The organism is Bradyrhizobium sp. WSM4872 (genome assembly GCF_055811715.1).
Genome location: NZ_JBVVPT010000010.1, coordinates 190619 through 216816 on the forward strand (window position 1 = coordinate 190619; position 26198 = coordinate 216816).

Annotated in this window: 26 protein-coding genes and 1 pseudogene; 15 read left to right on the forward strand and 12 right to left on the reverse strand. The window is 65.0% G+C overall.

Annotated elements, in window-relative coordinates:
- Positions 1–11 precede the first annotated feature (11 nt).
- A complete protein-coding gene (locus tag AC0L3C_RS16880) occupies positions 12–737 on the reverse strand; it encodes a sulfite exporter TauE/SafE family protein (protein ID WP_473408508.1) in 726 nt (241 codons plus the stop codon).
- Positions 738–933: 196 nt separating this feature from the next.
- On the opposite strand from AC0L3C_RS16880, the gene AC0L3C_RS16885 reads away from it, so the two are divergent.
- The 3 genes from AC0L3C_RS16885 to AC0L3C_RS16895 all read left to right on the forward strand — a co-directional run bounded on the left by AC0L3C_RS16885 (position 934) and on the right by AC0L3C_RS16895 (position 3402).
- Entirely contained in the window at positions 934–1800 is an 867-nt protein-coding gene (locus tag AC0L3C_RS16885) for a L,D-transpeptidase family protein (protein WP_473408509.1), read from the forward strand.
- Positions 1801–2118: 318 nt separating this feature from the next.
- Positions 2119–2487, forward strand: coding sequence for a GFA family protein (locus AC0L3C_RS16890; RefSeq protein ID WP_473280865.1), 369 nt, complete (start codon positions 2119–2121; stop codon positions 2485–2487).
- Between the two features lie 99 nt (positions 2488–2586).
- Positions 2587–3402 carry a hypothetical protein gene (locus tag AC0L3C_RS16895; RefSeq protein ID WP_473408510.1) on the forward strand — a complete coding sequence of 272 codons (816 nt, stop codon included), beginning with the start codon at positions 2587–2589 and terminating at the stop codon, positions 3400–3402.
- Between the two features lies 1 nt (position 3403).
- On the opposite strand, the gene AC0L3C_RS16900 is transcribed toward AC0L3C_RS16895, so the two are convergent.
- Entirely contained in the window at positions 3404–4174 is a 771-nt protein-coding gene (locus tag AC0L3C_RS16900) for an exodeoxyribonuclease III (RefSeq protein ID WP_473408511.1), read from the reverse strand.
- Positions 4175–4214: 40 nt separating this feature from the next.
- On the opposite strand from AC0L3C_RS16900, the gene AC0L3C_RS16905 reads away from it, so the two are divergent.
- Positions 4215–4433, forward strand: a complete 219-nt coding sequence (locus AC0L3C_RS16905) for a hypothetical protein (protein ID WP_473280859.1) — start codon at positions 4215–4217, stop codon at positions 4431–4433.
- Positions 4434–4445: 12 nt separating this feature from the next.
- Here AC0L3C_RS16905 and alr read toward each other — a convergent pair whose 3' ends face one another.
- From alr to AC0L3C_RS16920, 3 genes are all read right to left on the reverse strand, one after another.
- The gene (alr, locus tag AC0L3C_RS16910; protein WP_473280985.1) at positions 4446–5726 is read right to left on the reverse strand and encodes an alanine racemase; all 1281 of its coding nucleotides are present in this window, start codon (positions 5724–5726) and stop codon (positions 4446–4448) included.
- A 51-nt stretch (positions 5727–5777) separates the two neighbouring features.
- A complete protein-coding gene (locus AC0L3C_RS16915) occupies positions 5778–7286 on the reverse strand; it encodes a replicative DNA helicase (protein WP_473257238.1) in 1509 nt (502 codons plus the stop codon).
- A 757-nt stretch (positions 7287–8043) separates the two neighbouring features.
- Complete coding sequence (locus AC0L3C_RS16920; RefSeq protein ID WP_473408512.1) at positions 8044–9294, reverse strand: class I SAM-dependent methyltransferase; 1251 nt, start codon at positions 9292–9294, stop codon at positions 8044–8046.
- Between the two features lie 280 nt (positions 9295–9574).
- On the opposite strand from AC0L3C_RS16920, the gene AC0L3C_RS16925 reads away from it, so the two are divergent.
- The gene (locus AC0L3C_RS16925) at positions 9575–10600 is read left to right on the forward strand and encodes a hypothetical protein (protein ID WP_473408513.1); all 1026 of its coding nucleotides are present in this window, start codon (positions 9575–9577) and stop codon (positions 10598–10600) included.
- Positions 10601–10661: 61 nt separating this feature from the next.
- Positions 10662–10868, forward strand: a pseudogene (locus AC0L3C_RS16930) (acyl-CoA thioesterase domain-containing protein); the annotation flags it as partial.
- 40 nt (positions 10869–10908) lie between these two features.
- Here AC0L3C_RS16930 and rplI read toward each other — a convergent pair.
- The 4 genes from rplI to rpsF all read right to left on the reverse strand — a co-directional run bounded on the left by rplI (position 10909) and on the right by rpsF (position 13442).
- Positions 10909–11514: a 50S ribosomal protein L9 gene (gene rplI, locus AC0L3C_RS16935; RefSeq protein WP_007592024.1), complete on the reverse strand. Its 606-nt coding sequence runs from the start codon at positions 11512–11514 to the stop codon at positions 10909–10911.
- A 63-nt stretch (positions 11515–11577) separates the two neighbouring features.
- Positions 11578–12555, reverse strand: a complete 978-nt coding sequence (locus tag AC0L3C_RS16940; RefSeq protein WP_473257229.1) for a hypothetical protein — start codon at positions 12553–12555, stop codon at positions 11578–11580.
- Positions 12556–12684: 129 nt separating this feature from the next.
- Entirely contained in the window at positions 12685–12924 is a 240-nt protein-coding gene (gene rpsR / locus AC0L3C_RS16945; protein ID WP_007592020.1) for a 30S ribosomal protein S18, read from the reverse strand.
- Between the two features lie 5 nt (positions 12925–12929).
- Positions 12930–13442: a 30S ribosomal protein S6 gene (rpsF, locus tag AC0L3C_RS16950; protein WP_473257227.1), complete on the reverse strand. Its 513-nt coding sequence runs from the start codon at positions 13440–13442 to the stop codon at positions 12930–12932.
- A gap of 340 nt (positions 13443–13782) precedes the next feature.
- On the opposite strand from rpsF, the gene AC0L3C_RS16955 reads away from it, so the two are divergent.
- From AC0L3C_RS16955 to gmk, 9 genes are all read left to right on the forward strand, one after another.
- On the forward strand, positions 13783–14487 hold the full coding sequence (locus AC0L3C_RS16955; protein WP_473408514.1) for a TetR/AcrR family transcriptional regulator C-terminal domain-containing protein: 705 nt from the start codon (positions 13783–13785) through the stop codon (positions 14485–14487).
- Positions 14488–14490: 3 nt separating this feature from the next.
- Positions 14491–15516, forward strand: a complete 1026-nt coding sequence (locus tag AC0L3C_RS16960; RefSeq protein ID WP_473408515.1) for a fatty acid desaturase family protein — start codon at positions 14491–14493, stop codon at positions 15514–15516.
- 187 nt (positions 15517–15703) lie between these two features.
- Positions 15704–16663, forward strand: coding sequence for an ACP S-malonyltransferase (fabD, locus tag AC0L3C_RS16965; protein ID WP_473408516.1), 960 nt, complete (start codon positions 15704–15706; stop codon positions 16661–16663).
- 102 nt (positions 16664–16765) lie between these two features.
- Positions 16766–17503 (forward strand): 3-oxoacyl-[acyl-carrier-protein] reductase, encoded by a 738-nt coding sequence (fabG, locus tag AC0L3C_RS16970; protein WP_007592006.1) that lies wholly within the window; start codon positions 16766–16768, stop codon positions 17501–17503.
- 307 nt (positions 17504–17810) lie between these two features.
- Positions 17811–18050, forward strand: coding sequence for an acyl carrier protein (locus tag AC0L3C_RS16975; protein WP_006020277.1), 240 nt, complete (start codon positions 17811–17813; stop codon positions 18048–18050).
- Between the two features lie 108 nt (positions 18051–18158).
- A complete protein-coding gene (gene fabF / locus AC0L3C_RS16980) occupies positions 18159–19424 on the forward strand; it encodes a beta-ketoacyl-ACP synthase II (protein ID WP_473257213.1) in 1266 nt (421 codons plus the stop codon).
- Positions 19425–19549: 125 nt separating this feature from the next.
- Positions 19550–20824: an endolytic transglycosylase MltG gene (gene mltG, locus AC0L3C_RS16985; RefSeq protein ID WP_473257208.1), complete on the forward strand. Its 1275-nt coding sequence runs from the start codon at positions 19550–19552 to the stop codon at positions 20822–20824.
- A gap of 117 nt (positions 20825–20941) precedes the next feature.
- Positions 20942–21829 carry a YicC/YloC family endoribonuclease gene (locus AC0L3C_RS16990; RefSeq protein WP_473408517.1) on the forward strand — a complete coding sequence of 296 codons (888 nt, stop codon included), beginning with the start codon at positions 20942–20944 and terminating at the stop codon, positions 21827–21829.
- 3 nt (positions 21830–21832) lie between these two features.
- The gene (gmk, locus tag AC0L3C_RS16995; RefSeq protein ID WP_473257204.1) at positions 21833–22492 is read left to right on the forward strand and encodes a guanylate kinase; all 660 of its coding nucleotides are present in this window, start codon (positions 21833–21835) and stop codon (positions 22490–22492) included.
- Here gmk and AC0L3C_RS17000 read toward each other — a convergent pair.
- The 3 genes from AC0L3C_RS17000 to AC0L3C_RS17010 all read right to left on the reverse strand — a co-directional run bounded on the left by AC0L3C_RS17000 (position 22425) and on the right by AC0L3C_RS17010 (position 25650).
- On the reverse strand, positions 22425–23624 hold the full coding sequence (locus AC0L3C_RS17000) for a hypothetical protein (RefSeq protein ID WP_473408524.1): 1200 nt from the start codon (positions 23622–23624) through the stop codon (positions 22425–22427). The two genes, gmk and AC0L3C_RS17000, sit on opposite strands and share 68 nt — an antisense overlap.
- Before the next feature lie 150 nt (positions 23625–23774).
- Positions 23775–24272 (reverse strand): hypothetical protein, encoded by a 498-nt coding sequence (locus AC0L3C_RS17005; RefSeq protein WP_473257199.1) that lies wholly within the window; start codon positions 24270–24272, stop codon positions 23775–23777.
- 31 nt (positions 24273–24303) lie between these two features.
- Positions 24304–25650, reverse strand: a complete 1347-nt coding sequence (locus tag AC0L3C_RS17010) for a caspase family protein (RefSeq protein ID WP_473408518.1) — start codon at positions 25648–25650, stop codon at positions 24304–24306.
- Positions 25651–26198 lie beyond the last annotated feature (548 nt).

Sequence of the window (26198 nt, forward strand, 5' to 3'; positions counted from 1 at the left end):
GCGCAGCGCCGCTACGGCTGCGCCGCATTCCACAGCATGGAGAGGCCGGCGGCGATCATGATCGCGTCCATCACCACGCGGAACATCTCCGGCTTCAGGCGCAGCACGAAGCGTTTGGCGATGAAGGCGCCCGCCATCAACGAAGATCCAGCGATCAGGCCTTTGACGAACACATCGCCAGTCAGCGCGCCGAACCGTTCGAAGGTCACGGATTTCGCGGCATAGAGCCCGAGCGAAGAAGCCGCTTCGGTGGCGAGGAAAGCGCCCCGGGACAAGCCGTAGAACAGGAACAGCGGGACGCTGAGCGGGCCGGTTGAGACGACGATGCCGGTGAGGTAACCAATGACGGCCCCGCCGATCGCCAGATGCCAGAGATTGGCCTTGAGATCGTGCCGCGCCAGCCAGTGCCGCACCGGCACCATCGCGATCAGGAAGACGCCGATGGCGAGATCGACGGCGTGCGAGGGCAGCGCCAGCAGCGTCCGCGCGCCGAGCACGGCAGCCGGAATGCCTGTCACCGAATAAGCCGCGCAGGCCCGCCAATCGACCTCGCGCCACCAGGCCAGGATCCGTGAGAGATTGGCCATGACGGCGGCCACCGCCATGATCGGCACCGCCTCCTTTGGCCCGTAGGCATAGACCAGCACCGGCATCAGCATGATCGACGAGCCCGTGCCGACGATGCCGGAGATGGTGCCTGCGACGAGGCCGACGACGAGGACGAAGAGAAAAGCCAAAACGGTCTCCACGAATCGGGAGAGTTTAGCCGCGGCCAGCGGCGCGGGCGATCCGCGAGGCGAGGGAACCCCATCTTGCCGAAGGAGAGCCCGGCGTTAACCATCGCCGACGGTTCCAGTCTGAGCGAAATCGCTTCGAAGTTTCTTAAATCTTACTGGGTACCTCTCGTGAGCATAGTGAGCTGGGGGAAGAGTAATGGGTAAGCGGGCCAAGCGCGGAAAGGCGAAGACGTTCGCAATCCCGATGGCCGCGAGAGTTGCAATTGGCGCCGTGGCCGTTGGCGCATTGGGGTACGGTTTGCTGTCCCGGCCGACGAACGTGCAACCGGCACGAAAGCCGTCCGCGCACGAAGCTCAAGCGTCGTCAACTCCGGTTTACGTGGCAACGCCGGTTCATGCATCAGCTCCGGCACCGACTTCGGCTCCGCTTCCGGCCCCGGCGCCTCTGGTCGAACCACCAAAAGCGGCTGACGTTCCGGGAGCATTTGTTCGGCAGGTGGTTGACTACGCCAGCCGTCAGACGCCAGGCACCGTGATCATCGATACCAAGAACACATTCCTCTATTTCGTCCTGAACGACGCGCAAGCGCTGCGCTATGGCATCGGTGTTGGCCGCGAAGGTTTCACATGGTCCGGTGAGCAGACTGTGGCTCGCAAGGCAGAATGGCCCGATTGGCATCCGCCTGTTGAGATGGTCTCGCGTCAGCCTTATCTGCCGCGCTTCATGGCAGGCGGTCCCGGCAACCCGCTTGGCGCTCGGGCGATGTATCTGGGCGACACCGAATATCGAATTCACGGCACCAACAAGCCCGATACGATCGGGAAGCGGGTCTCGTCCGGCTGTATCCGGCTGACCAATGAGGACGTCGTTGACCTCTATGATCGCGTGAAAGTCGGCGCGAAAGTGATCGTGCTTCCGACAACCGTTGCCCGCCGACCACCCCAGGGAGCGCCGGCCGACGCCGCTTTCCGATTACCGGACCCGGCATCGCCGTCGAACCGGTCCTCGGCAACTCACGCGCAGATCCCGTCATCCGGACCGAGGATCGCCGAGGCCCGGTAACGCGTCCTCATCCTCGTCCTGCAACTCAGGACGAGGAGGCAATGCAAGTCGCCTACGAGGTCAGCTCCTGGCCCATCGCACCATTGCGTGTCGGGCGAGGCCTCTCGACCGGTGAAACCTGCGTTTCGGAGTATGCGTAACCCATTGATTCGCCAACGATCGGCTACTGTGCATGGGGTTGTTTTTCATCTTTTTGTCGAGTTGGCGCGGCAAGTCGGTGCTCGCAGCACGTGGACCAAGGCCGGCTGCGCGCTGCTGACAGCATGTTGGCAGCAGGGTCCGGCTACGACCATCTCCTGACAAAACGGAGAGCGGGTCATGCCGATCGAGGCAAGCTGTCATTGCGGTGAGACGGTGTTCGAGGTGACGGAGGTGCCCTCGAGCGTGACCCGTTGCACCTGCTCGCTCTGCGCCAAGCGCGGCGCGTTGTGGGCCTATTACACGCCGGCGCAGTTTCGGCTGCTGTCGCCCGCCGAGAACGTCGCGACCTACCTCTGGGGCAGCCGCACGGTCAAGCACCATTTCTGCGCAAGCTGCGGCTGCGGTACCTATTCGGAGTCGCCGGACTGGTCGACCGGCAAGCCCGATTTCGACAATCCGAGAGTCGCCGTCAACGCGCGCCTGTTCGACGAATTCGATCTGGAGGCCGTGCCGGTGACCATGATCGATGGCAAGAATTTATGGTGAGCATGCGCTCTCGCGCATGTCTGCTGCTCGTCCGTGTTCTTGTGGCACTCTTGAAAAGCTGATCTGTTTCCGGCCCGACAGAAAAAGGGGAGGAAGCCGATGATGCGTCTTTTCGCGCGAGTGATGCTCGCGATGTGTCTGGCCGTTGTAGTCGGCTTCAATGCGCAGGCGCAGACCAGGCCCAAGGTCACGACATCAGGACCGGATTTCCCCAAGGCCGCGCTGTTCGTCGGCAACAGCTTCTTCTACTACAACAACGGCATGCCCGGGCATCTCTCCTTCATGGAGCGGGCTGCCGATCCCGAAAACAAGGCGGCCTATCGCAACACCATGGCAACGATCGGCGGCTCCGGCCTCGATTGGCACGATATGGACAATCTGCTGCGGCCGGGCGGCCTCGGCGCCTATTCGTTCGACGAGCAAAACAACGTCGTCTTCAACAAGCCGGGCAGGCAGTACGACGCCGTCGTGATGATGGATTGCAGCCAGTGCCCGATCCATCCGCAATTGAAGGACGCGTTCGCGACCTTCGTGAAGAAGGACAGCGAGATCGTCCGCGCCCACGGCATGCGCCCGGTCCTGTTCATGTCATGGGCCTATGCCGACAAGCCTGAGATGACGGAAGCGCTGGCCGAGGCCTACACGATCGCAGGCAATGCCAATGATGCGCTGGTGATCCCCGCAGGTCTCGCCTTCGCGCGCGTGCGCAAGCTGCAGCCCGAGCTCAATCTGTATGCGCCGGACAAGCGGCACCCGAGCCCCGCAGGCACGTATCTGGCGACCTGCGTGACGTTCGCCGCGCTGACCGGCCGCTCGCCGGTCGGCAATTCCTACACGATGGGACTGGACGCACCGACGGTGGAGCTGCTGCAAAAAGCAGCGTGGGACACGGTGCAGGATTATTACGGGCGTTGACCTAGCGCAGCACGATCCATGCCGGTGCGTGATCGCTCGCGCCTTCCTCGCCGCGAACCTTCTTGTCCACACCGGCTTTTGCCAGGCGTGAGGCGAGGGCAGGGCTGAGCAGGAGATGATCGAGCCGCAGGCCCGCATCGCGCGGCCAGCGGTTTCGCTTGTAATCCCAGAAGGTGTAGATGCGCTTTTCCGGGTGCAGTTCGCGGATCGCGTCACACCAGCCTTGTGCCACCAGCGAGGCAAAGGCCGCACGGCTCTTCGGCTGGATCAAGGCATCCTTGTCCCACGAGCGCGTCGGATAGATGTCGATCTCATCAGGCGCAACGTTGTAGTCGCCGGCGAGCACCACGGGCAGGTCCTGCTTAATCAAGGTTCTGGCGTGGCGCTTGAGCCGCGCGAACCAGTCGAGCTTGTAGTCGAATTTCGGTCCCGGCTGCGGATTGCCGTTCGGCAGGTAGATGCTGATGACGATGACACCGCGTACCGCGGCCTCGATGTAGCGGGCTTCGTGATCGGCAGGTTTTCCCGGCAAGCGATCGCGGGTGAGAACGGGCTCGGCATTGCGGGCCAGGATGGCGACGCCGTTCCAGGTCTTCTGCCCACACCACACTGCGCCGTAACCGGCCTTTTCGATCGCGGCCGCCGGAAATTCGCCATCACTTGCCTTCAACTCCTGAAGTGCGACGACATCGGGCTTCGCCGTTCGCATCCATGCCAACAGATTGGGCAGGCGGCGATTGATGTTGTTGATGTTGAACGTCGCGATCTTCATGTAGAGCTACCGGCTCCTGCCTTCCGCTACCGGAGAAACAATGTCCAAGTTGAGCTTTGCCGTTATTGCCGTCGCCGTTGCGTTCTCCGGGGTCGCCTCGGCACAATCATCCGATCCGCGCGGCGCGTGCAAGGCGGACTATGACAAATTCTGCGCCGGCCTTGCGCCGGGCGGCGGCATCGTCGCCTGCCTCAACGCCAAGCGCGACAAGCTCAGCGCAACCTGCAAGACGGCGCTGGACAGCAGGAAAAAGAAGTAAGCGGCAAGCTGCTCAGCCCGGCAGAGGCGGCGGGCTTTCGGGCTGCTCGATCGGTGGCGGAGCGGGCGTCTGCTGCTCGGCTGCCTGCCCGAGAGCTGGCTTGGCCAGCGGCTCCACCACATTCCCGCCCTTGTAAATACGGGCGTAGCGGCGGCCGAGGCTGGTCAGCACCTCGTAGCCGATCGTTCCGAAATGATGCGCGAGCTCGTCGACGGTGATGCCCTCGCCGAGCAGCGTCACCATGTGGCCGCGCCGCGCCGCGTTCGGCGGCAGATCGGTGATGTCGATCGCGATCAGGTCCATCGAAACGCGGCCGGCGACCGGGCAGCGCTTGCCGGCGACGATGACCTCGGCACCGCGGGTGCCGTCGTTGGAACTTGCGGCGCGGAAATAGCCGTCGGCATAACCGACCGCGATGATCGCGAGTTTCGTCGGCCGCCGTGCGGTCCAGGTGCCGCCATAGCCGACGCTCTCGCCGCGCTCGATACTGCGGATCTGCACGATGCGGGCCTTGAGATCGACCACCGGCTGCATCGGATTGTCGGCCTCCGGCGTCGGGTTGACGCCGTAGAGCGCGGCGCCCGGCCGCACCATGTCGAACTGGAAGGGCGCGCCGAGGAAGACGCCGGACGAATTGGCGAGTGCCGCCGGCACGCCGGAGAATTCGCTGGCGATGCCGCGAAAGGCCGCGAGTTGCTTGGCGTTCACCGGGCTGTTGAGCTGCTCGGCCGAAACCAGATGGCTCATCACCAGCGTGATGCCGTGATCGCCGGCGTTGATGCGGGGGATGATGGCTTGCGCTTCCGCGAGCGTCAGGCCGAGCCGGTTCATGCCGGTGTCGATGTGGATGGCGGCGCCACCGGTCCAGCCGGTGCGGCGACAGAACACGTCCCATTCGGCGAGTTCGTTGAGATCGCCGATCACGGGGCGGCAGTTGATCTGGGCGTAGTGCTCGCCGGTGTTCTGGAAGTAGCCGCCGAGCACGTAGATCGAGGGCTCCGGCACCGCCGCGCGCACCTTGCGCGCTTCCTCGATGGTGGCGACGAAAAAGGTCTTGCAGCCGGCCTTGTTCAGGGCACGCGCGACCTGCTCGGCGCCGCAGCCATAGGCGTCCGCCTTGATCACAGCCGAGCATTCGGCCGGTACCGCCGTCTTCTCGAGCTTGCGCCAATTGGCGATGATGGCGTCGAGATCGACGGTGAGCACGCCGCCGAAGGTCGCGAGTGCGGCAGCCTGATTGGCCTCCGCGGAGAGAAGGCCGGATTGCGGGATCATTTTCGGGTCGGACGCCATTATCATGGCGCCGTTTTACGCAAGAGGCCGGTCAGGTTCAACCCAGGGAACTCAGTAGTCGCCGCCGCCGCGGTCCGGCACCTGGCTGTCCGGCGCAAGGTCGCCGAACCGTGTGACCGACGCTTCGAAGGCCAGATCAACGGTGCCGGTCGGGCCGTGGCGCTGCTTGCCGATGATGACTTCGGCCTTGCCATGCGCAAGATCCATGTCCAGGCGCCATTTCTCGTGCTCTGGTGTGCCCGGGCGCGGCTCCTTGTTTCCGAGGTAATATTCCTCGCGATAGACGAACAGCACGACGTCGGCGTCCTGCTCGATCGAGCCGGATTCGCGCAGGTCCGAGAGCTGCGGCCGCTTGTCGTCGCGCGACTCGACCTGGCGCGAGAGCTGCGAGAGCGCAATCACGGGCACGCTGAGTTCCTTGGCGAGCGCTTTCAGACTGGTCGTGATCTCGGTGATTTCCTGCACGCGGTTTTCGCTGCGCTTGCCCGAGCCCGACAACAGCTGGATGTAGTCGATGACGATGAGGTCGAGGCCCTTCTGCCGCTTCAGCCGGCGGGCGCGCGCCATAAGCTGGGCAATGGAGAGACCGCCGGTCTCGTCGACATAGAAGGGCAGCGACTGCAGCTCGATCGAGACCTCGCGGATCTTCTCGAAATCGGCCTCCGAGATGCCGCCGCGGCGGATCGACGAGGAGGGGATGCCGGTGCGCTCGGCCACGATACGCGTGGCGAGCTGGTCGGCCGACATTTCGCAGGAGAAGAAGCCGATGACGCCGCCATGGGCGGCCTTCATGGTGCCGTCGGCCTGGAGCTCTGGAACGTAGGCCCGGGCGACGTTGTAGGCGATGTTGGTTGCGAGCGACGTCTTGCCCATGCCGGGGCGACCGGCGACGATGATGAGGTCGGAGTGCTGCAACCCGCCCATCTTGTTGTCGAGGTCGCGCAGGCCGGTCGAGATGCCCGACAGCTTTCCGTCGCGCTGGAACGCTTTCGCGGCCAGATCGACCGCAAGCGTCAGCGCCTGCGAGAATTTCTGGAAGCCGCCGTCATAGCGGCCGGATTCGGCGAGTTCGTACAGGCGGCGCTCGGCGTCCTCGATCTGCGCCCGCGGCGCGAAGTCGACCGGGGCGTCATAGGCGACATTGACCATGTCCTCGCCGATGCCGATCAGGTCGCGCCGCAATGCCAGGTCGTAGATGGTGCGCCCATAATCCTGCGCATTGATGATGGTGGTCGCTTCGGCGGCGAGGCGTGCCAGATATTGCCCGATGGTCATGCCGCCGATATCGGTGTCGGCGGGCAGGAAGGTCTTCAGCGTGACGGGCGTCGCGATCTTGCCCATCCGGATCAGGCTCGAGGCGGTCTCGAAGATGGTCTGGTGCAGCGGCTCGAAGTAATGCTTCGGCTCCAGGAAGTCGGAGACGCGGTAAAACGCGTCGTTGTTGACCAGGATCGCGCCCAGAAGGCTCTGTTCCGCTTCAATATTATGCGGCGCGCTTCGATAGGCGGGGGTTCCGGCTTCGGGCGCGAGTTTGAGAACGTTCGAATCAGTCAGGGCCATGGTCGAGCGATAGCAATTTTCTGGGGCGGATGCGGGGCCGGGATAAAGCGCCGCCTCAGACCAAAGCGGAAGCGAAAGCTCGCCGCTATCAACCGATCATTAAAATGGTGGATGATTGCCCGCCGCAGCACGCGCCGCGCTTGACGGATTTTCGTGGAACCAAGTCGCCGCCTGGAAGCGGCCGATACCGTTGCCGCAGAAAACGCCGGATGAAGTGAACCTGAGGGGTCGGCGGGCTGACATATCGAGACGCGCGCGAATGACGCACGCTGGGCGCTTTCGGCTTTGTTCAGACCAGCAGGAGGTAGACCAGCGCAACCAGAGCCGCCCCGACGCCGGTAGCGATCAGGGCGTAATCGGTGCGGAGGTCGTCCTGCACGTCGAATGAGGTTTTGGTCTCGTTGCTCATGGCGACGGTCTAAGCCAGGGCCGACGAGACTTATGTGAAGCAGATCACATCTCCCCGGATTCTTTCGGGGGTACAGCCGGAACAGGCTAGCGGGCGGGGGGTTGTCTCCCGATCTGCCACCAGGGAACGAGGCAAGCGATGCGGCCAGAACGGCAGCCCCGGAATTGGCGAAGCGAAGCAGGCAGCCGACTTTGGCTGTCGGGGCTGATCGCGGCCATGGAGCACGCTGCGCGGCCGGAAGTGCGTCGGGAACCGGTCGCCCCCGAAATCCTGAAGGCACTGCGGATACAATTGGCCTTAACGGATTCTTACCGGTCCGCTCCGGTTTCGACCCTGCGCCACTAGGACCTATTCACCAGCCAGCTTCAGTCTCGGCGTGGCGCCGGCTTCGACAGCCCGCAGCCGGGCCTCTTCACGGGCGATGTAGTTGCGCGTCATCGGCACGACGCCCTGACGCCGGGTGAGTTGGATCTGGAAGTTCATCATATTTTGCTTGCGGAATGTCATCTCGCTGGCTGCCAGATAAAATTCCCACATCAGCGCGAAGCGTTCGTCGTACAGCTGTACGGCTTCTTCGCGTCGCGCCATGAAGCGCTCGCGCCATGCCTTCAGCGTTTCGGCGTAATGCAGGCGCAGTATCTCGATGTCGCAGACCAGCAGGCCTGCGCGCTCGATCGCCGGCAGCACCTCCGAGAGGGCGGGGATGTAGCCGCCGGGAAAGATGTATTTGGCGATCCAGGGATTGGTGGAGTCCGGGCCCTGCGAACGGCCGATCGAGTGCAGCAACATGACGCCGTCCTTATCCAACAGCTCGGCACATCGCTGGAAGTAGATGTCGTAGAAGCGGGCTCCGACATGCTCCAACATGCCGACCGAGACGATGCGGTCGAACGGGCCGGCGACGTCGCGATAGTCCTGAAGCAGGAATTTGGCCGATCTGGTCAGGCCCTTTTCGGCTGCGCGCGCATTGGCGATCTGCAACTGCTCGGTCGACAACGTTATGCCGGTGACGTCAGCACCTGCGATCTCGGCGAGATAGAGCCCAAGTCCGCCCCAGCCCGAGCCGATGTCGAGCACGCGCTGGCCGCCCTTGACGAGCAGCTTTGCGGCCACGTGCCGTTTCTTGGCAAGCTGCGCATCGTCGAGCGTGCTCTCCGGCGTCTCGAAATAGGCGCAGCTGTATTGCTTGTCGGCGTCGAGGAAGAGCGAATAGAGCCTCGCGTCGAGATCGTAATGGTGTGCGACGTTGCTGCGGGAGCGCGGGCGCGGATTGAACTGCTTCAGGTGCCGCACCAGATAGCGCAGGTGCCACCAGGGTTTTGCCCAGTGCGGCAATAGGTCGGGTTGATCGAGCAGGATCGCGAGGGCATCAGCTATGGTGCCGTGCTCGACGACGAACTCGCCGTCCATGTAGGCCTCGCCAAGCCCGAGCTCGGGATTGACGAGGATCTTCCGCTCTGCGTCCGCGGTGACGAAGCGGACTGCGACCGGTTCGCCCGAGCCGTCGCCGACGGTGAACTTCGAGCCCTTCGCCGTGGTCACCGTCATCGACCCGCGGCGGATGAATTGAGACAGGAATTGACGCAACAATCGATCCATCGGCACCCATCCTCTCGAGCGAACCCGAAGAGATGCGACTAACCCGGCCTTCACACCCTACGTCCGGGCATCTCAGCGGTTCCTATGCGTTTGCATCCAAATCTAGGGAGGTGTTCCGGGCCTGCTATTGCGCTGTGTTCAAAGCGGATATTCCAAAACCGCTTAATCACATCCTTGCGCGCCGAGCCTGCTTCCATTCGCGGCTCAATCGGATAAAAGGTGACCCGCCGCGGCGCCGCCTGCCGGCTGCACCTCTCGGAATTCAATGGAGATGATGGGAATGTCGAGCCGAGCGCTCAGCCTCGCGACGATCTTGCTTCTGATCGGCTTCGGCGCGACCGATACCGTTCTCGCGCAGGCGACGAACCTCGAGGCCGGCAAGGCCCCATCCCAGCTTTTCGCGCAGACCTGCAATGCATGTCATAAGAGCCCGCGCGGCCTGTTGAAGACGGTGGCGCCGGGCTCGCTTCCGGGCTTCCTGCGTCAGCATTACACGACCAGCCCCGACATGGCCGGCGTGCTTGCCTCCTATCTCGTCTCCAACGGAGCCACCGACACCCGCTACCAGGCCAAGGACGGCCATAAGGAAGGTAAGGACAAGAAGGACGGCGCCAAGGACAAGGAAGCCAATACCAATCCCGTGCAGGCCCCTGAGCATCAGGGCCGCCGGCAACGTTCCCAGGAATCCGCCAAGCCGGAAGGCGAGGGTGCCGCTCCCGTGGCCGAGGGCGCGCGTCAGAAGCGCGCCGCGCGGCCGGCCGAAGAAGGAACGAAGGAAGGCGTGAAGCCCGAGGGCCAGGCTGCACCCGAAGGGCGCAAGACCAAGCGTCTCGGCAAGCGCGGCCAGCCGGGAAGTGATGAGGCGCCGAAGGTTGATGCCGCGGCGCCGACAGCAGACGACAAGAAGAGCGAGCCGAAGGTCGAGTCCAAGCCCGACACAAAGCCCGAGACTGCGAAGGTGGATTCCGGCGAGGCCAAATCCGAAGGCAGCAAATCCGAAGGCAGCAAGCCGTCCGAGAAGCCCGCCGAGGCCAAGCCGGAAAGCGCCAAGGTGGAGCCGCGCGGCAGCAGCGAAGCTCCGGCGGTGCGGCCCGATCCGGTGCCGCAGGTGACGCCGGCGGCACCATCCGCCGCGAAGCCCGCCGAGCCAACTGCGCCCAAAGCCGCGGAAGAAGCTGCTCCCAAGCCCGCCGCGAGGTCCGAACCGCCAGCCAAGTCGCAGGAGCCGGCGCCGCCCGCGACTGCCGCGGCCCCGCCAGCGCCGGCCGAATCGTCCGGTCCGCCGGCGCCGCCGATTTCGCGATAAGCGACCATATTTTATAGACATGCGAAGGCCGCGCTCTGGCGCGGCCTTCGCATGTCTTGGGTACAAGCTCAATCTGTTGTCGCCCGCGGCCGGCGAGAAGCTGATCTGCCGGGCGAGGGTGATCAAGCCGGGGCGTCAGGTCTCCGTGGTCGCAGCCGACGTTTTCTGCGTCACCGACGGCGTCGAGAAGCATACGGCAACGGCGCTCGCGTCGACCGCGATGCTGGGCGAGGACGTTGCCGCCACAACGAAAAGCCCGGCCGCCTGAGGCGACCGGGCTTCGCAGCCTGCGCAAACGAGCGCGAGGCTTACTTCTCGGTCTCTTCCGCAGCCGGCGCCGGCTCGGCGTCGTCCTGCTGGGCTTCGGGGTCGAAGAACTCGCCGGCGGCTGCGATCGCTTCGGCCGCAGCATCCCGGTCTTCGTTCCGGCTCGAGATGTCCTCGCCGCGGTTGATGCGCTCGGCCTCGTCCTGGCTGCGCGCCACGGTGACGCTGATCTCGATCTCGACCTCGGGATGGATGGCGACCGTGATGGTGTGCTTGCCGATGGTCTTGATCGGCGCGTCGAGCTGAACCTGCGGGCGGGACAGTGAAACGCCGTCGGCTTCGAACGCCACGACGATGTCGCGCACGTTGACCGAGCCGAACAGTTGGCCGGCTTCCGAAGCCTGACGGATCACGATGATGTTCTTGCCCTGGATCTTCTCGGCGACCTTGGACGCCTCGCCCTTGGACTCAAGGTTGCGAGCCTCGAGCTCGGCCTTCATGCCGTCGTACTTGGCACGATTGTCGGCGGTGGCGCGCAGCGCCTTGCCGCGCTTGAGCAGGAAATTGCGGGCATAGCCGTCGCGAACCTTCACGACTTCGCCCATGTGACCGAGCTTGTTGACGCGTTCCAGCAAAATGACTTCCATATTCGTTCTCCTTTGATGTGCTGAGTGAGGTGGAATTTCGAACTTGAACTTTCGGACTTGAACTCAAGAGGTCGGCAGCGGCGGTGGCTGGCGCGTACGAAGAAAGCGTTCGCGGAGGCCGAACACGGCATCCGCGAGGCCGAGGATCACCATCGCGATGACGGGCCATCCGAACACGACCACGACGGCGTAGGTCGAGCCGAGCCAGAAGGTGCGGCTCTTCAGCGCCAGCGTCAGCGTATGCAGCACGGCAAAGCCGGTCAGCGCATATCCCATCATCAGCGCAGCCGTCGCGATTTGCGCCACGATCGCAAGCAGTCCGCCGGTGAAGCAGAAGGCGAGCGCGATGCAGAGCGCCACGAGCGTCATCGGCGGCAGCTCCGCCGTCATCAGGTCCGGCCAGGGGCGCCGCAGCCGGCCCGACGTCGCCGTCACCTTGGTGCTGAGCCAGAGGTTGAGGGTCAGCGTCATCATCGCAACGATGGTGGCACCGGCCGGCAAGATACGCACCAGTGCGCCGACGAATTGGTCGGTCTCGCCGGAGCTCTGCGGGTCGGCGGCGCGGAGGAGGCGCATCAAGCCACGGCGCAGCGTGCCGGTGATGGTCTCGGCGTCGGTGCCGATCGTGAGCAGCGCGGCGATCGTGGTCAGTGTGGCGAAGCCCGCGATCCACAGCAGGATGCGGCCGACCGGATACCACTCGAGCGCAGGCCCGGTGGGCAGCTCGGCGGCGGGCTCCGGCGCGGCGGGTCCCACCGGCCGGCTGAGCAGGACGAGATGGCCGAGCCACCAGGCCGGCAATGCGACGGTGACGGCGAAGGCGATGCAGTAGGGCAGGCCGAACAGGGCGCCAAGGCCAAGGGCGGCGGCGATGCCGCCGAGGCTCGCGCAAAGCGGTCCCCAGCCGATCGAAGCGACCATCAGCGGCAGCGGTGCGAGATAGAACAGGACGAGCGAGATCAGCGCGCCCGAAATGATCGAGGCGAACATCAAGGCCGACGCAGCGCCGGCGATCAGGGCTATCAGTCCAAAGGCCATCATCAGCTGTCCCGCTCCCTTCGAGCGGTTAGAGGCATCTCGCCCCAACCATCGGCGACCGGACGACCCGGAAGCCTTATGAAAAACTAGGTCGTTCGGCCGGCGGCGATGTCGCCGCCGGCCGAATTCGTCTTAGCGAATGACGTAGGGCAGCAGGCCCAGGAACCGCGCGCGCTTGATGGCGCGGGCAAGCTCACGCTGCTTCTTCGCGGACACCGCGGTGATGCGGCTCGGCACGATCTTGCCGCGCTCGGAGACGTAACGCATCAGCAGCTTGGAGTCCTTGTAGTCGATCTTCGGAGCATTCGCGCCCGTGAACGGGCAGCTCTTGCGGCGACGGAAAAACGGGCGGCGTGCACCAGCTTCAGCCATTGTTCTTACTCCCCATCCGTCGTGGTGGTGGTGGTTTCAACGTCTTCGCGCGGACGGCGCGGACCGCGGTCACCGCGGAAGCCGCCGCCTTCACGATCGCCACCACGGAAACCACCCTCGCGGTCGCCACGGAAGCCACCGCCTTCGCGATCGCCGCGGAAGCCGCCGCCACGGTCGTCACGCTCGCGGTCACGGTCGGCCTTGCGCATCATCGCGGACGGACCTTCCTCGAGCTCCTCGACGCGGACGCTGAGATAGCGGATCACGTCTTCGCTGATGCGCTCCTGGCGCTCGATCTCGGCGATCGCCGAGGACGGCGCGTCGATGTTGAGCAGCACGAAATGCGCCTTGCGGTTCTTGTTCATGCGGTAGGTGAGGGAGCGTACGCCCCAATTCTCGGTCTTGGTGACCTTGCCGCCGAGACCCTCGACGATGCCGGTCATCTGCGCAGTCAGCTCTTCGACCTGCTGGGTGCTCGCGTCTTGGCGCGCGAGAAAAACATGCTCATAGAGAGCCATGGAAGTCCTTTCCTCATGTTGGCGCATCGCCCGGCGTCAAGCCCTTAAGAGGCCTTCGGAAAGGACTCTGGGATTAAGCTCAGAAGGCGGAAACACGGGACGACGGGCCGACTGGCCCTGCCACACCAAAATCACGAATGATTTGCTGAGACCGTCCGTTCAGCTCCCGGCCGGGGTCTGCGGATGGGCGCGTTATACGGATTTCGGCCGACTTGGCAAGGTTGCAGGCGCCGTTTTCGGCGCGGGGTCCCGATGCGGAGTGGATCCCCCGCCGGCTACCATACCGGCTTGATTTGTTTGTTTGTATATCATACAAATAAGTCAACGGGAGCGAAGCCCAATGGCAGAAAAGCCGGCCCACGAGCCGATCGAGGCGGCAGGCGACCCCAAGCACGCCGCCCGCGCCACGCGGTCGGCCGGTCGCAAAATGCGCTCGCTGCTGCTGGATGCCGCGAGCCCGCTGTTTCGGGAGCGGGGGCTGTCGGGTACAGCGATCGCCGACATCGCAGCCGCTGCGAACGCGTTCCCGAGCCAGATCACCTATTACTTCCGCACCAAGGAGGCGCTGTTCGTCGAATGCGCCTGCCGCGAGCTGCTGTATCTGGCGCGAGCGACCGAGCAGGCGGCGCTGAAAGCCCGCACGCCGCAGGATTATACCCGCGCGCTGGCCGAGACCGTCACGGCGAGCGATTCGGTAACCTTCTTCGCCGAGGCGCTGACGCTGACGCGGCGGCGCCAGGATCTCGCGCCGCTGGTTGAGCGCACCATCGAGCGCCTGCACAGTGAAGGTGCGCGGGCCTATGCGAGCCAGGTCGCGCGGCACGGCTGGCGCTCCCTGCGCGCGCCCGATGAGAGTTCGCGGCGGTTCTGGGCCGTCGCCATCGGAATCATCCTCGAGGGTTACGCCATGGGCCGGTCGCCAGAGGCGCTATGCGCCGAGATGCTGCGCGTGCTGGGCGAACAGGCGAAATCCGAGCATGACGCTGCGCGCCTGCGCCTCGTCGACGCGCGCGACGCCTCAAGCCATTCGAATGAGGAGAGTTAGGCCATGACTGCGCTTCGCATGCGTGCCCGCGATTTCCTGACCGACGACCAGCTTGCCGACGTGCGCCGGCGCGTGACCTGGAAAGGCGTCGCGCTGATCGCGCACGCCTGGGCGCTCATCATCGCCGCAATCGCCTTGGTCGCGTGGTGGCCCAATCCGATCACCTATATTGTCGCCGTCGCTATCATCGGCTCGCGCCAGCTCGGGCTCGCGATCCTCATGCATGACGGCGCGCATGGCTGCCTGTCCGCCGACGAGAAAACCAATCTGACCTTGAGCCAGTGGTTCTGCGCCTATCCTCTGTTTGCGGAGACGCGCAGCTACCGGCGCTATCATCTTCAGCATCATGCGCGCACGCAGCAGGAGGATGATCCCGACCTCGTGCTGTCGGCGCCATTTCCCATCACGAAGCTGAGCTATCGCCGCAAGTTCATTCGCGACCTCACCGGGCAGACCGGCTACCAGCAGCGCAAGGCGCAGTTGCTCAATACGCTCGGTCCGAAGGACTGGCCGTTGCGACAGCGCGCGGCGCATTTTTGGGAGAAGCTTGGGCCCCAATCTCTGGTCAATGGCGCGATGTTCGCAGCGCTCACGGCGGCCGGCGTATGGTGGGCCTATCCGCTGCTATGGCTGGTGCCGCTCCTGACCTGGATGATGGTCATCACCCGCATCCGCAACATCGCCGAGCACGCGGTCGTGCCCGACAGCAGCGATCCCTTGCGGAACACCCGCACCACCTACGCCAACTTCCTCGAGCGTCTGTTCATCGCGCCGTATTACGTGAACTACCACCTCGAACATCATCTCCTGTTCTACGTGCCCTGCTACAATCTGCCGAAGGTGCACCGCCTGCTGAGCCAGAGCCGGTACGCGGGTCGCATGGAGGTGCAGCCGAGTTACGCGGCCGTGCTGCGGCTTGCGACCGCGAAGCCGAACCGCGACGACCGGCCGGGGCAATTGGTCAACAGTGCGCGCCGCGCGCAGGCTGGGTCCGAGGTCGACGCCAACCAGACGGCCGGCGGATTTTAGGGACCCGTCTCTCCAGTTGAAGGCTGCCGGTTGAAGGCTGGTCGAAGTTCCTATCTTGGCTTGACATTCCGGCCCCGGACAGTGTCTACGGCCCCCTTTGGAGCATGATCCGGAACCATGGCCTAAGGCCGTGCGTCATCGGCTGCCGGTTCTCGCAGGGATCACGCCCGACAAGCAGGGAGCGCCGATGACGGCAGCATTCACATTTCCGGGGCAGGGTTCCCAGGCGGTCGGCATGGGCAAGGCCCTGGCCGATGCCTTTCCGGTGGCGCGCGCCGTGTTCGACGAGGTCGACGCCGCGCTAGGGGAGAAGCTGACTGCGACCATCTGGGATGGTCCGGCTGAAACCCTCCAGCTCACCCAAAACGCCCAGCCGGCCCTGATGGCCGTGTCCGTCGCCACCCTGCGGGTGCTGGAGGCCGAAGCCGGGTTTTCCGTGGGGCGGGATGCGGCCTTCGTCGCCGGCCACTCGCTCGGTGAATATTCGGCGCTGGCCGCGGCCGGCAGCCTGACCATTTCCGACACCGCGCGGCTGCTTCGCATCCGCGGTCTCGCAATGCAAAAAGCCGTGCCGGTCGGCGTCGGTGCGATGGCCGCTCTGCTCGGCCTCGACTACGAGGCCGCCGTGGCGGTGGCGGACGAGGCCGCTCAGGGGCAGGTCTGCCAGGCCGCCAACGACAATGGCGGCGGACAAGTGGTCGTCTCCGGCGACATGGCCGCGGTCGATCGCGCCGTCGAGATCGCCAAAACCAGGGGCGCCAAGCGCGCGATGTTGCTGCCGGTGTCCGCGCCGTTCCATTGCAAGCTGATGCAGCCGGCTGCCGACGCGATGGCGGAGGCGCTGGCCGAGGTCACGATCAAGGCGCTGGCGGCCCCGTTGGTGTCGAACGTGCTGGCGAGCGCGATCACCGATCCCGACGAGATCCGCCGCCGCCTGGTCGAGCAGGTCACCGGTACCGTGCGCTGGCGCGAGTCGGTCGCCTATATGGCGGGGCAGGGCGTCACGCGTTTCTTCGAGATCGGTGCCGGCAAGGTGCTGACCGGCCTCGTCAAGCGTATTGCGGACGGTGCCGTCGGCGTTGCGGTCGGTGGTCCCAACGACATTGCTGCCGCCAAGGATGCATTGGCCGCTGCCAAGCAGGCCTGAGGCGCGATAATTCGTCGTCGCGCGCGAGTTCTTTAGTTGACGCACGATCCTTTCGGAAAACCGCTGCGCACTTTTCCGGATCGTGCCTTGGAGGAGTTATCGATGTTCGATTTGACTGGCAAAAAGGCGCTCGTCACCGGCGCAACCGGCGGCATCGGCGGCGCGATCGCGCAGGCGCTGCACGCGCAGGGCGCCACCGTTGCGATATCAGGCACGCGCAAGGAAGTGCTGGATGAGCTTGCCGGCAAGCTCGGCGAGCGCACCCATGTGCTGCCCTGCAATCTCTCCAAGGCCGACGAGGTCGAGGCGCTGGTGCCCGCCGCCGAAGCGGCGATGGGACAGGTCGACATCCTCGTCGCCAATGCCGGCATCACCCGCGACAATCTCTTCGTGCAGCTCCGTGACGAGGACTGGGAGGAGGTCATCAACATCAATTTGACCTCGACCTTCCGGCTTGCCCGCGCCGCCACCAAATTGATGATGCGCAAGCGCTTCGGCCGCATCATCGCCATCACCTCGGTTGTCGGCGTCACCGGCAACCCGGGGCAGGGCAATTATACCGCGTCGAAGGCGGGCCTGATCGGGATGATCAAGACGTTAGGTGCCGAATACGCCAAGCGTGGCGTCACCGCGAACTGCATCGCGCCCGGCTTCATCAAGACGCCGATGACCGATGCGCTCAACGACAAGCAGCGCGAAACGATTCTGACCAAGGTTCCGGCCAATCGCCTGGGCACGCCAGAGGACATCGCGGCGGCCGCCGTCTACCTGAGTTCGAACGAAGCGGCCTATGTCACCGGCCAAACCATCCACGTCAACGGCGGCATGGCCATGATCTGACGCTTCATGCCGCACCGCCCCCTGGGGTGCGGAATGCGGCAAACGGCCGTTTCCGGAGCGAAATGAGGCTTGTAGTCAACGCAATTGAAGTATGATAACCGGACCTTCAACGGATGGGCAAAGAACGCCATTGCAGGTTTTTGAAACCCTGTATATTGGCGATGCGGAGCCTTGGCCGTCATTCGCCGGGCCTGCATCGGTTAGGATGGGGCCAGATCAAAGTTCGTAAGCGAAGGCAGTCAACGACCACGACGGCTCGTATCGTCCCGGGGGGTCGGGTCTACAGGGAACAACACGAGGTTATGCAATGAGTGAGATTGGCGAGCGGGTTAAGAAGATCGTGGTCGAACACCTTGGTGTTGAACCCGAGAAGGTTGTCGACGCTGCGAGCTTCATCGACGACCTCGGCGCCGACAGTCTGGACACCGTCGAGCTGGTGATGGCGTTCGAAGAGGAATTCGGTTGCGAGATTCCGGACGATGCCGCGGAGACGATTCTCACCGTCGGCGACGCCACCAAGTTTCTCGAGAAGAACGCGAAGAGCTAAGGCTCTTTATTTTCGCGGGGACAACATTGAAACCGGACGGACCGCCCAACAGCGGTCAGCCGGTTTCTTGTTATTGGCCGTGAATCTTTCGATGCGGAGTTTTCGAATATGAGGCGGGTTGTCGTCACGGGTCTTGGCATGGTTTCGCCACTCGGCTGCGGTGTCGAGCCGACCTGGAAACGCATCCTCGACGGCCAAAGCGGCGCACGCAAAATCGAGAGCTTCGATGTCTCCGATCTTCAGACCAAGATCGGCTGCACGGTCGTGCGCGGCGACGGCACCAACGACACTTTCAATCCCGATATCTGGATGGAGCCGAAGGACCAGCGCAAGGTCGACGACTTCATCATCTTCGGCATGGCCGCAGCCGGCCAGGCGCTCGATGATGCCAACTGGCACCCTGAGACCGAAGAGGACAAATGCGCAACCGGCACCATGATCGGATCCGGCATCGGCGGCCTCAACGGCATCGCCGAGACCGCGGTCCTGTTGAAGGAGCGCGGGCCGCGCCGGGTCTCGCCGTTCTTCATTCCGGGCCGCCTGATCAATCTCGCCTCCGGCTATGTCTCGATCAAGCATGGGCTGAAGGGGCCGAACCATTCGGTGGTCACGGCCTGCTCGACCGGCGCTCACGCGGTCGGCGATGCCGCCCGCCTGATCGCGCTCGGCGATGCCGACGTCATGGTTGCCGGCGGCGCGGAATCGCCGATCGGCCGCATCGGCATTGCCGGCTTCAACGCCGCGCGTGCGCTCTCGACAGCCTTCAACGAAACGCCCGAGAAGGCCTCGCGCCCCTACGACAAGGACCGCGACGGCTTCGTCATGGGCGAGGGCGCCGGCGTTCTGGTCCTGGAAGAGCTCGAACACGCCAAGCGCCGCGGCGCGAAGATCTATGCCGAGGTGATCGGCTACGGTCTTTCGGGCGATGCCTATCACATCACCTCGCCGTCACCCGACGGCGACGGCGGCTTCCGCAGCATGGCGGCGGCGCTCAAGCGCGCCGGCCTCACCGCGTCCGATCTCGACTACATCAACGCGCACGGCACCTCGACACCGCTCGGTGACGAGATCGAGCTCGGTGCCGTTGAACGTCTGCTCGGCAATGCCGCTTCCAAGGTCGCGATGTCCTCGACCAAGTCGTCGACCGGTCACCTCCTGGGTGCGGCCGGCGCGATCGAGGCGATCTTCGCCATTCTCGCGATTCGCGATAATGTTGTGCCGCCGACCATCAACCTGGACAATCCGTCGGTCGAGACTGCGATCGATCTGGTGCCGCATCAGGCGAAGAAGCGCGAGGTCAACGTCGCGTTGTCGAATTCTTTTGGTTTTGGCGGTACCAACGCATCGGTCGTCTTCCGGCGTCTGGTCCACTAGTTTGTTGTTGCGACGAATCCACCGTTTTGCCGTATTCGGCGATAGTCATGGAAGCGGGCGCGTGCATTTGGCTCGGCAAGCGATTGTCAGGTCGCGATTGAACCGGCAGGATTCAGGTTGCTTCGATGAGTGAAAGGCCGCCCATTTCGCCCCGGAGCCCGCGGGCAGCGCTCGAGCCCGAGCAGGTCCCGCCGCCGCCGAAGCGATCGGATCGCGCGCGCAATCCCTTCGTGATCGTCGGCAACGCCATCATCACCCTGCTGCTGATTGCGATGATCGGCGCGGGCGGCGCGTACTATTACGGCCGACAGGTGCTCGAGGCGCCGGGACCGCTGAAGGAAGACAAGATCGTCAACATCCCGCAGCGCGCCGGCAAGCGTGACATCGCCGAGACGCTGAACCGCGAAGGCGTGACCGACGTCAATCCGTGGGCGTTCATTGCCAGCGTCGCTGCGTTGAAGGCGAGCTCGGACCTCAAGCCCGGCGAATACTCGTTCCAGAAGAACGCATCCTTGCGCGACGTGATTGCCACCATCGTCGAGGGCAAGGTGGTGCAGCATGCCGTGACGATCCCGGAGGGCCTGACCTCCGAGCAGATCGTGGCGCGGCTCTCCGACAACGACATCTTCACCGGCAGCGTGCGTGAGCTGCCGCGGGAAGGCACGCTGCTGCCCGAGACCTACAAGTTCCCGCGCGGCACCCCGCGCGATCAGGTGATCCAACGCATGCAGCAGGCGCACAAGCGCGTGCTGACCGAGATCTGGGAGCGCCGCAGTCAGGACATTCCGGTCAAGAGTCCGGAGCAATTGGTGACGCTGGCCTCGATCGTGGAGAAGGAGACCGGCAAGCCGGACGAGCGCAGCCGCGTCGCCGCGGTGTTCGTCAATCGCCTGAAGCAGAGGATCAAGCTGCAGTCCGATCCCACGATCATCTATGGCCTCGTCGGGGGCAAGGGCACGCTCGGTCGTCCGATCAAGCGCAGCGAGATCACGCAGCCCTCGCCCTACAACACCTATGTCATCGAGGGCCTGCCACCGGGCCCGATCTCCAATCCCGGCCGGGCCTCGCTCGAGGCTGCCGCCAACCCGGCCCGCACCCGCGATCTCTATTTCGTTGCCGACGGCACCGGCGGGCATTCCTTCACCGAGACCTACGACGCGCATCAGAAGAACGTCGCCAAGCTGCGCGCGATGGAAAAGCAGATTCAGAACGACACGGTCGAGCCGGCCGAGGACGCGCAGGCACCCGCCGCCGCCGCGCCCGGTACCGCCGATACGCCGACGGCGACCACGCCGGCCCGGCCGAACCAGCAGAAAAAGCCGCCGGCCGCTCGCCCCGCGGGTCCGCCGCCGGCCCGGCAAGGCGCGGTGCAGCCCTCGCCCCCGGTGGTCCAGCGCTAGGCCAGGTGCAGACCTGCCCCGCGGGACTTTGCGGATTACATTTTCCTGCAAAATAGTCTTAAGATTCGCGTGGCTTGATGGCCGCGCGAATCCCGTGCTTCTGGAGAAATTGACCTGATGGCGTTGTCGTCCATGACCGGCTTTGCCCGAAGCCACGGCGCGAGCGGGCCGTATACGTTCGAATGGGAATTGAAGTCGGTCAATGCCAAGGGCTTTGATCTCAGGGTGCGGCTGCCGCAGGGGTTCGACGAGCTCGAGGCTCATACCAAGAAGCGCGCCGCCGAGCTGCTCTCGCGAGGCACGGTCTACGCCAATCTGACCGTCAAGCGCGCCAATGCGGCCACCAGCGTCCGCGTCAACGAGGACGTGCTCAACGCCGTCCTCAAGGCCGCCGCCGTGATCGCCGGCAAGGTCGATGCGGTCGCGCCGAGCGTCGACGGGCTTTTGGCCATCAAGGGTGTCATTGAGGTCGCCGAGCCCGAGGGCGACGAGGAAGAGGACAAGGCCGCGCGCGCCGCCGCCGCGGACGCCTTCGACAAGGCGCTCGCCGAACTCGTCCAGATGCGCAAGCGTGAGGGGACCTCGCTCGGGCAGATATTGATCCAGCGCGTGGACGAGGTCGAGCAGTTGGCGAAGAAGGCGGAGGCCGCGCCCGGCCGCAAGCCCGAGGCGATCAAGGCCAGGCTCGCCGAACAGATCGCGAGCCTGCTCGACACTTCCGACCGTTTCGATTCCGACCGCCTGATGCAGGAAGCGATCCTGATTGCGACCAGGGCCGACATCCGCGAGGAGCTCGACCGCATCGCCTCGCACATCGCGCAGGCGCGCGAGCTGATCGGCAAGGGCGGCCCGGTCGGGCGCAAGCTCGACTTCCTGGCGCAGGAATTTCACCGCGAGGTCAACACCTGTTGCTCGAAGTCGAACGACATCGAGCTGACCAATACGGGGCTCGCCATGAAGAACGTGGTCGAGCAGTTCCGCGAGCAGGTCCAGAATCTGGAGTGATCGATGACGATTGGCGGTCACGGAACGGATGGTGTCGAGCGGCGCGGATTGATGTTCGTGCTGTCCTCGCCGTCGGGCGCGGGCAAGACGACGCTGTCGCGCATGTTGATCGACCGCATGCCCGGCCTTCGAATGTCGGTGTCGGCGACCACGCGGGCGATGCGGCCGGGCGAGGTCGACGGCAGGGATTATTCGTTCGTCGACAAGGCCACCTTCGAGGCGATGGCGAAGGCCGACCAGCTGCTGGAATGGGCGACCGTGTTCGACAACAGCTACGGCACGCCGCGTGCGCCGGTTGAGGCGGCGCTGTCAGCTGGGCAGGACGTGCTGTTCGACATCGACTGGCAGGGCACGCAGCAGCTCCGAGAGAAAGCACGCGCCGACGTCGTCAGCGTGTTCATCCTGCCGCCCTCGGCCGCCGATCTCGAGAAGCGGCTCCATTCGCGCGCGCAGGATTCCGACGAGGTGATCCGCAAGCGCATGAGCCGCGCCAGCCACGAGATGAGCCACTGGGCCGAGTACGACTACATCGTCATCAACCATGACGTCGACGAGGCCTTCGCCGAGGTACAGTCGATCCTGAAGGCCGAACGCCTCAAGCGCGAGCGGCAGACCGGCCTCGTGGGGTTCGTGCGAGGTCTGCAAGGCCAGCTTCAAGGTTAGGCTCCGTCAGCCGCGGCCCGTCCTTCGCCAGCCGTTCCAGCATCGTCGTGATCACGTCGATGTCGATGGCGTCCTCGGCTCCCGCATCTTCATCGCGACCGGCCGGCTCTTCGTCATTGACGCCGTTGGCCGCGAGCTGCGGCGCGGCCTCGATCTGGAATTCTCCGTTGAAGATGTCGGCATCGTCGAGCTCTGCGGCATCGTGGTGCGCTTGCGGTGCGCGCTCATCGATCACATCAATCTCGCGATCGATCGCGGCAAGCTGCTCGGTCTTGAGCTGGGCTGGCTGCGGACGCAGGGCATCGAAATCCACCGGGCGGGGCTGCCGAGCATCCGGCGCGTCGGCGGGCGCTGCGTTGAGCCACGGCGCGCGGCCATCGTCGTGATCGTGCGGCTCAAAATTGTCCCAGTTGACGCGGCGCTGGTCGGCGGCCTGAACGCGGATGCGCCCACCGGCGAAGCGGTAGATGACGCTGGCGAGGATGCCGGCAAGCGCCAGCGCGCCGCCGATCACGAGCAGCAGCATCTGGAGCGAGCCGGTCTGCTTGTCGGCGGTGCTGTCTGCCGCGGTCAGAGCCATCGGAGCAGGGGACTTCGCCGGCTTCGCGGTCGGCTGCGCGGCGACCGCGGCAGGTGCAGGCGAGGGCTGCTCTGTGGGCGCGGCGGACGCCGTGGAGGCCTCGGGCCAGCGCGCGGCGACGTCGGGCTGCTGCGCGTTGGCGTCGGCGGCGGGGCTCGCAGCTTGTTGCGTCGGCGCAGGTCCCGCCTGTGCAGGCGTCTTCACCGTGGCGATGCTCTGCGGCGTCAGATATTCGGCGCGCGCGTCCTGGACCGAGTGCTGCTGCGGCACGGGTGTATCCGCTGCAGGCGTATCGGGCACAGCCTGTGCGGTTTGGGTGGCCTTGCCGCCTTCGGCGCGCAGATACCAGCACTGCCGCTTGGTCGCGCGCTCGAGGCGATAATGCCAATGCTGGCCCTGCGGGGCGGCGCCCTTTGGCGAGCCGAGGCAGTCGCTCGCGGCATTTGCCGTGCTCGGTGGCGTCGTTGCATTCTGCGACACGGCGGCAAGTGGCGCGCCGACAATGATGCTGCCCATAAGGGCGGATAAGAATTTTGCGGTGCGGTTGCCCATCCTGGTCTCCCGATTACGCATGACGCAACTCGTTACCTTCCCTTTGTCGTCAAAGACTTGGGTGGCAATGAGCCGCAAATCCGGAGAGGATGTGGCCTGAATCGGGCCTGCGCGGCGTTCGTTCCGCCGCGGAAGCAGACTTTTTCGCTGCTATTGCTTGGTCGAAGTCCAGGTTCCGCCGCAGCCGTCCGAGCGGCGGAAGGATCCGGAGCCACTGCGGGCAGCGAGGCGGCCGGAGCCGGTGAAGGTCACGCCGTCGCCTTGACCGAACGTGCTGACCGCGCCGCTCGCGCTGACGGTACCAGTGACGCCTTGGCCTATGACCTTGCCTGAGGAGACCACGACCGCGCCGGACGTGGTGCCGCCGCAGCCGACGCTGACGACCATCCAGGCGCCGTCGAAACTCCCGCCACCGCCACCACCCCCACCACCGCGTCGCGAGGAGCTGCGCGGCTCCTCGGCCGGCTTGCTGCGGCGCGCCGAGGGCGCCGGCTCGGCGGAACGGTCCGATCGCGAGCCGGACAGCGATTTCTCGTCATTGCCGATCGAGCCGCCGGCACTGCCGGACTGCGCAACGGCGGACGGTGGAGCGACGGTGACGGACAGGAATAAGGCCAGGGCAATCGCAGGGATGACGGCATTGCGCATGAGCAAAAATCCAAAAAAATGAAAAATCGTATCAGCGGCCGGAGCCGTCGGCACAGACGGAACCGATAATGCGGCAAGCTTTGCCAGCCTTGCCGCATTCGTCAAGCGCGGCGTCTTTCGCGCGCTGCACGCTGTCGCGCTGGACCAGCGACCAGGATTTGTCGGAGATCGCGAACGCGCCGCAGCGGTTGCCATAGAAGGACAGTTCGATCGGACATTTGGCGCCGGCGCAATTGCCGCGCGCATCCGCTACCGCCGCGCGCCGCGAGGCGTGGTTCCAGGAGATGCCCCATTTGCCGCCGTCGGGCCCGTAGACGATCGAGCCCCATGGCTTCAGGTCCTCCATCTTGCGCATCCGCAGCAGAAGGCCCTCGGTGGCTTCGCCCGTCGGCGCCATGGAAATCCGCTGCTGGAGCTTCGTGATCGCGCGGGTCAGTCCATCGGGGCTGTCAGGATCGAAATTGAGCTCGTAGAGCCGCTCGCTGAGTTCGCTCAGCAGGGCGGCATCGCGCAAGGGGACGCGGTCCGGATCGGCGCGCAACCGATCCGCCGGAAGCACATCGGGCTGCATCGCTGCGACCTGCGGCGGCGCGGTTTGCGTCGGGGCTACGAAATAGAAGGTGCCGTCGATCGGGGAGGACGACACCCAGGGCTGCTGCGCGCCGGAGGTGGCGCGCTTCACGGCGAGGCCGACCTGATTGAAAGTCTGGAATACGTCGAGGCCCGCGGTCCGGACCGTCGCGGCCAATGCCTTGGTGTAGGGGCTGTGGCCGTCGCTGCCGTCCTGGGCGACGTTGCCGGGTTGCGTTGCGTAGGAGATCAGCGTGCCCTCAGGCGCGCGCATCTGCGCGAGGCCGCCATCTGAGGCGCGCAGGCCGCGCGAGCCGAAGGGGTTGTTGCGGCAGGCGTCCAGGATTACGAGGTTGAGCCGCGTGCCCGATCCCTGCATCTGGCGCAGCACGAGGTTGACGTCGGTCATCTGGAAGTCGACGTCGGCCTCGCGCGTCGGATTGGCGCCGACCGGCACGAGATAGTTGGCGCCCGAGACCTGCACGCCGTGGCCGGCATAATAGAACAGCGCGACGTCGGCGCCCTGCACTTGCCGGCCAAAGCTCTGCACCGCCAGGTCCATGGCGCCCTTGTCGAGATCGAGCTGGGCGCGGCCTCCGACCAGCGTGAAGCCGAGCAGGCCAAGCGTCTCGGCCATCAGGCTCGCGTCCCTGGATGGATTGTCGAGCGGCATGATGTTCTTGTAGGCGGAGTTGCCGACCACGAGCGCGATGCGCTTCTCGGCCGATGCCGGGTGCGTGGCGACGACGAGCAGGGCTGCGACCAGCGTCGCCAGCCCCGGGACGCGATTGAAAATTCTCGCGCGCATCAAAATTCCCCAAAATAATGGCGTCAGTCTAACAGTCCGGCGCGCCGGCGAAAAGTGGTGCGACGGGGGGCAGCGGCGCAGGCGGCTCGAGCGCTTGCTGCCGATCCCGTCATCCTGAGGCGCGAGCCATGCGTCGCAACGCGACGTGTGGAGAGCCTCGAAGGATGAACGGCTGAGCCGCCAGCCGCCGTCGCTCTTCGAGGCCTCCGCTACCCTCCTGCACCTCAGAGCGACGGTGAAATAGAAGGGGCGCTCAATCCAGATTGCGAACGCGGCCGCGCGTTCCCGCGGCAGATTCTGCCCGAGCCTTGCTGCCGTTCATCGCCCAATGGAGGCCAAAGGGCGCAGGGAAGGCCGGGCGCCGGCGGCACCCGTTGGTCCGTGCGCTACAGGAGTGCACACGGGGTGGACCGATAGGGTGGCCGATCGCCCGGCCTTCCCTGCGCGGATGGTTTTAACGGTGTCCTTCGTGCTCTTGTGTCCAGAAAATCTGACAAGATGTGCAAACGGGCGGTTCTCGCAAAACCGCCCGTCGCTGGATCTGAGCC

Excerpts from the sequence above, each read along its gene's own strand:
- fabF (WP_473257213.1), top strand. The coding sequence starts at position 18,159 with ATGAGGCGGGTTGTCGTCACGGGTCTTGGCATGGTTTCGCCACTCGGC.
- AC0L3C_RS16960 (WP_473408515.1), top strand. The coding sequence starts at position 14,491 with ATGACTGCGCTTCGCATGCGTGCCCGCGATTTCCTGACCGACGACCAG.
- AC0L3C_RS16920 (WP_473408512.1), bottom strand. The coding sequence starts at position 9,294 with ATGGATCGATTGTTGCGTCAATTCCTGTCTCAATTCATCCGCCGCGGG.
- rpsR (WP_007592020.1), bottom strand. The coding sequence starts at position 12,924 with ATGGCTGAAGCTGGTGCACGCCGCCCGTTTTTCCGTCGCCGCAAGAGC.
- alr (WP_473280985.1), bottom strand. The coding sequence starts at position 5,726 with ATGGCGTCCGACCCGAAAATGATCCCGCAATCCGGCCTTCTCTCCGCG.
- AC0L3C_RS17010 (WP_473408518.1), bottom strand. The coding sequence starts at position 25,650 with ATGCGCGCGAGAATTTTCAATCGCGTCCCGGGGCTGGCGACGCTGGTC.
- AC0L3C_RS16890 (WP_473280865.1), top strand. The coding sequence starts at position 2,119 with ATGCCGATCGAGGCAAGCTGTCATTGCGGTGAGACGGTGTTCGAGGTG.
- AC0L3C_RS16940 (WP_473257229.1), bottom strand. The coding sequence starts at position 12,555 with ATGATGGCCTTTGGACTGATAGCCCTGATCGCCGGCGCTGCGTCGGCC.
- AC0L3C_RS16900 (WP_473408511.1), bottom strand. The coding sequence starts at position 4,174 with ATGAAGATCGCGACGTTCAACATCAACAACATCAATCGCCGCCTGCCC.
- AC0L3C_RS16885 (WP_473408509.1), top strand. The coding sequence starts at position 934 with ATGGGTAAGCGGGCCAAGCGCGGAAAGGCGAAGACGTTCGCAATCCCG.
- rplI (WP_007592024.1), bottom strand. The coding sequence starts at position 11,514 with ATGGAAGTCATTTTGCTGGAACGCGTCAACAAGCTCGGTCACATGGGC.
- fabG (WP_007592006.1), top strand. The coding sequence starts at position 16,766 with ATGTTCGATTTGACTGGCAAAAAGGCGCTCGTCACCGGCGCAACCGGC.
- AC0L3C_RS16895 (WP_473408510.1), top strand. The coding sequence starts at position 2,587 with ATGATGCGTCTTTTCGCGCGAGTGATGCTCGCGATGTGTCTGGCCGTT.
- AC0L3C_RS16975 (WP_006020277.1), top strand. The coding sequence starts at position 17,811 with ATGAGTGAGATTGGCGAGCGGGTTAAGAAGATCGTGGTCGAACACCTT.
- AC0L3C_RS16925 (WP_473408513.1), top strand. The coding sequence starts at position 9,575 with ATGTCGAGCCGAGCGCTCAGCCTCGCGACGATCTTGCTTCTGATCGGC.
- gmk (WP_473257204.1), top strand. The coding sequence starts at position 21,833 with ATGACGATTGGCGGTCACGGAACGGATGGTGTCGAGCGGCGCGGATTG.
- rpsF (WP_473257227.1), bottom strand. The coding sequence starts at position 13,442 with ATGGCTCTCTATGAGCATGTTTTTCTCGCGCGCCAAGACGCGAGCACC.
- AC0L3C_RS16915 (WP_473257238.1), bottom strand. The coding sequence starts at position 7,286 with ATGGCCCTGACTGATTCGAACGTTCTCAAACTCGCGCCCGAAGCCGGA.
- AC0L3C_RS17000 (WP_473408524.1), bottom strand. The coding sequence starts at position 23,624 with ATGGGCAACCGCACCGCAAAATTCTTATCCGCCCTTATGGGCAGCATC.
- mltG (WP_473257208.1), top strand. The coding sequence starts at position 19,550 with ATGAGTGAAAGGCCGCCCATTTCGCCCCGGAGCCCGCGGGCAGCGCTC.
- AC0L3C_RS17005 (WP_473257199.1), bottom strand. The coding sequence starts at position 24,272 with ATGCGCAATGCCGTCATCCCTGCGATTGCCCTGGCCTTATTCCTGTCC.
- AC0L3C_RS16905 (WP_473280859.1), top strand. The coding sequence starts at position 4,215 with ATGTCCAAGTTGAGCTTTGCCGTTATTGCCGTCGCCGTTGCGTTCTCC.
- AC0L3C_RS16990 (WP_473408517.1), top strand. The coding sequence starts at position 20,942 with ATGGCGTTGTCGTCCATGACCGGCTTTGCCCGAAGCCACGGCGCGAGC.
- AC0L3C_RS16955 (WP_473408514.1), top strand. The coding sequence starts at position 13,783 with ATGGCAGAAAAGCCGGCCCACGAGCCGATCGAGGCGGCAGGCGACCCC.
- fabD (WP_473408516.1), top strand. The coding sequence starts at position 15,704 with ATGACGGCAGCATTCACATTTCCGGGGCAGGGTTCCCAGGCGGTCGGC.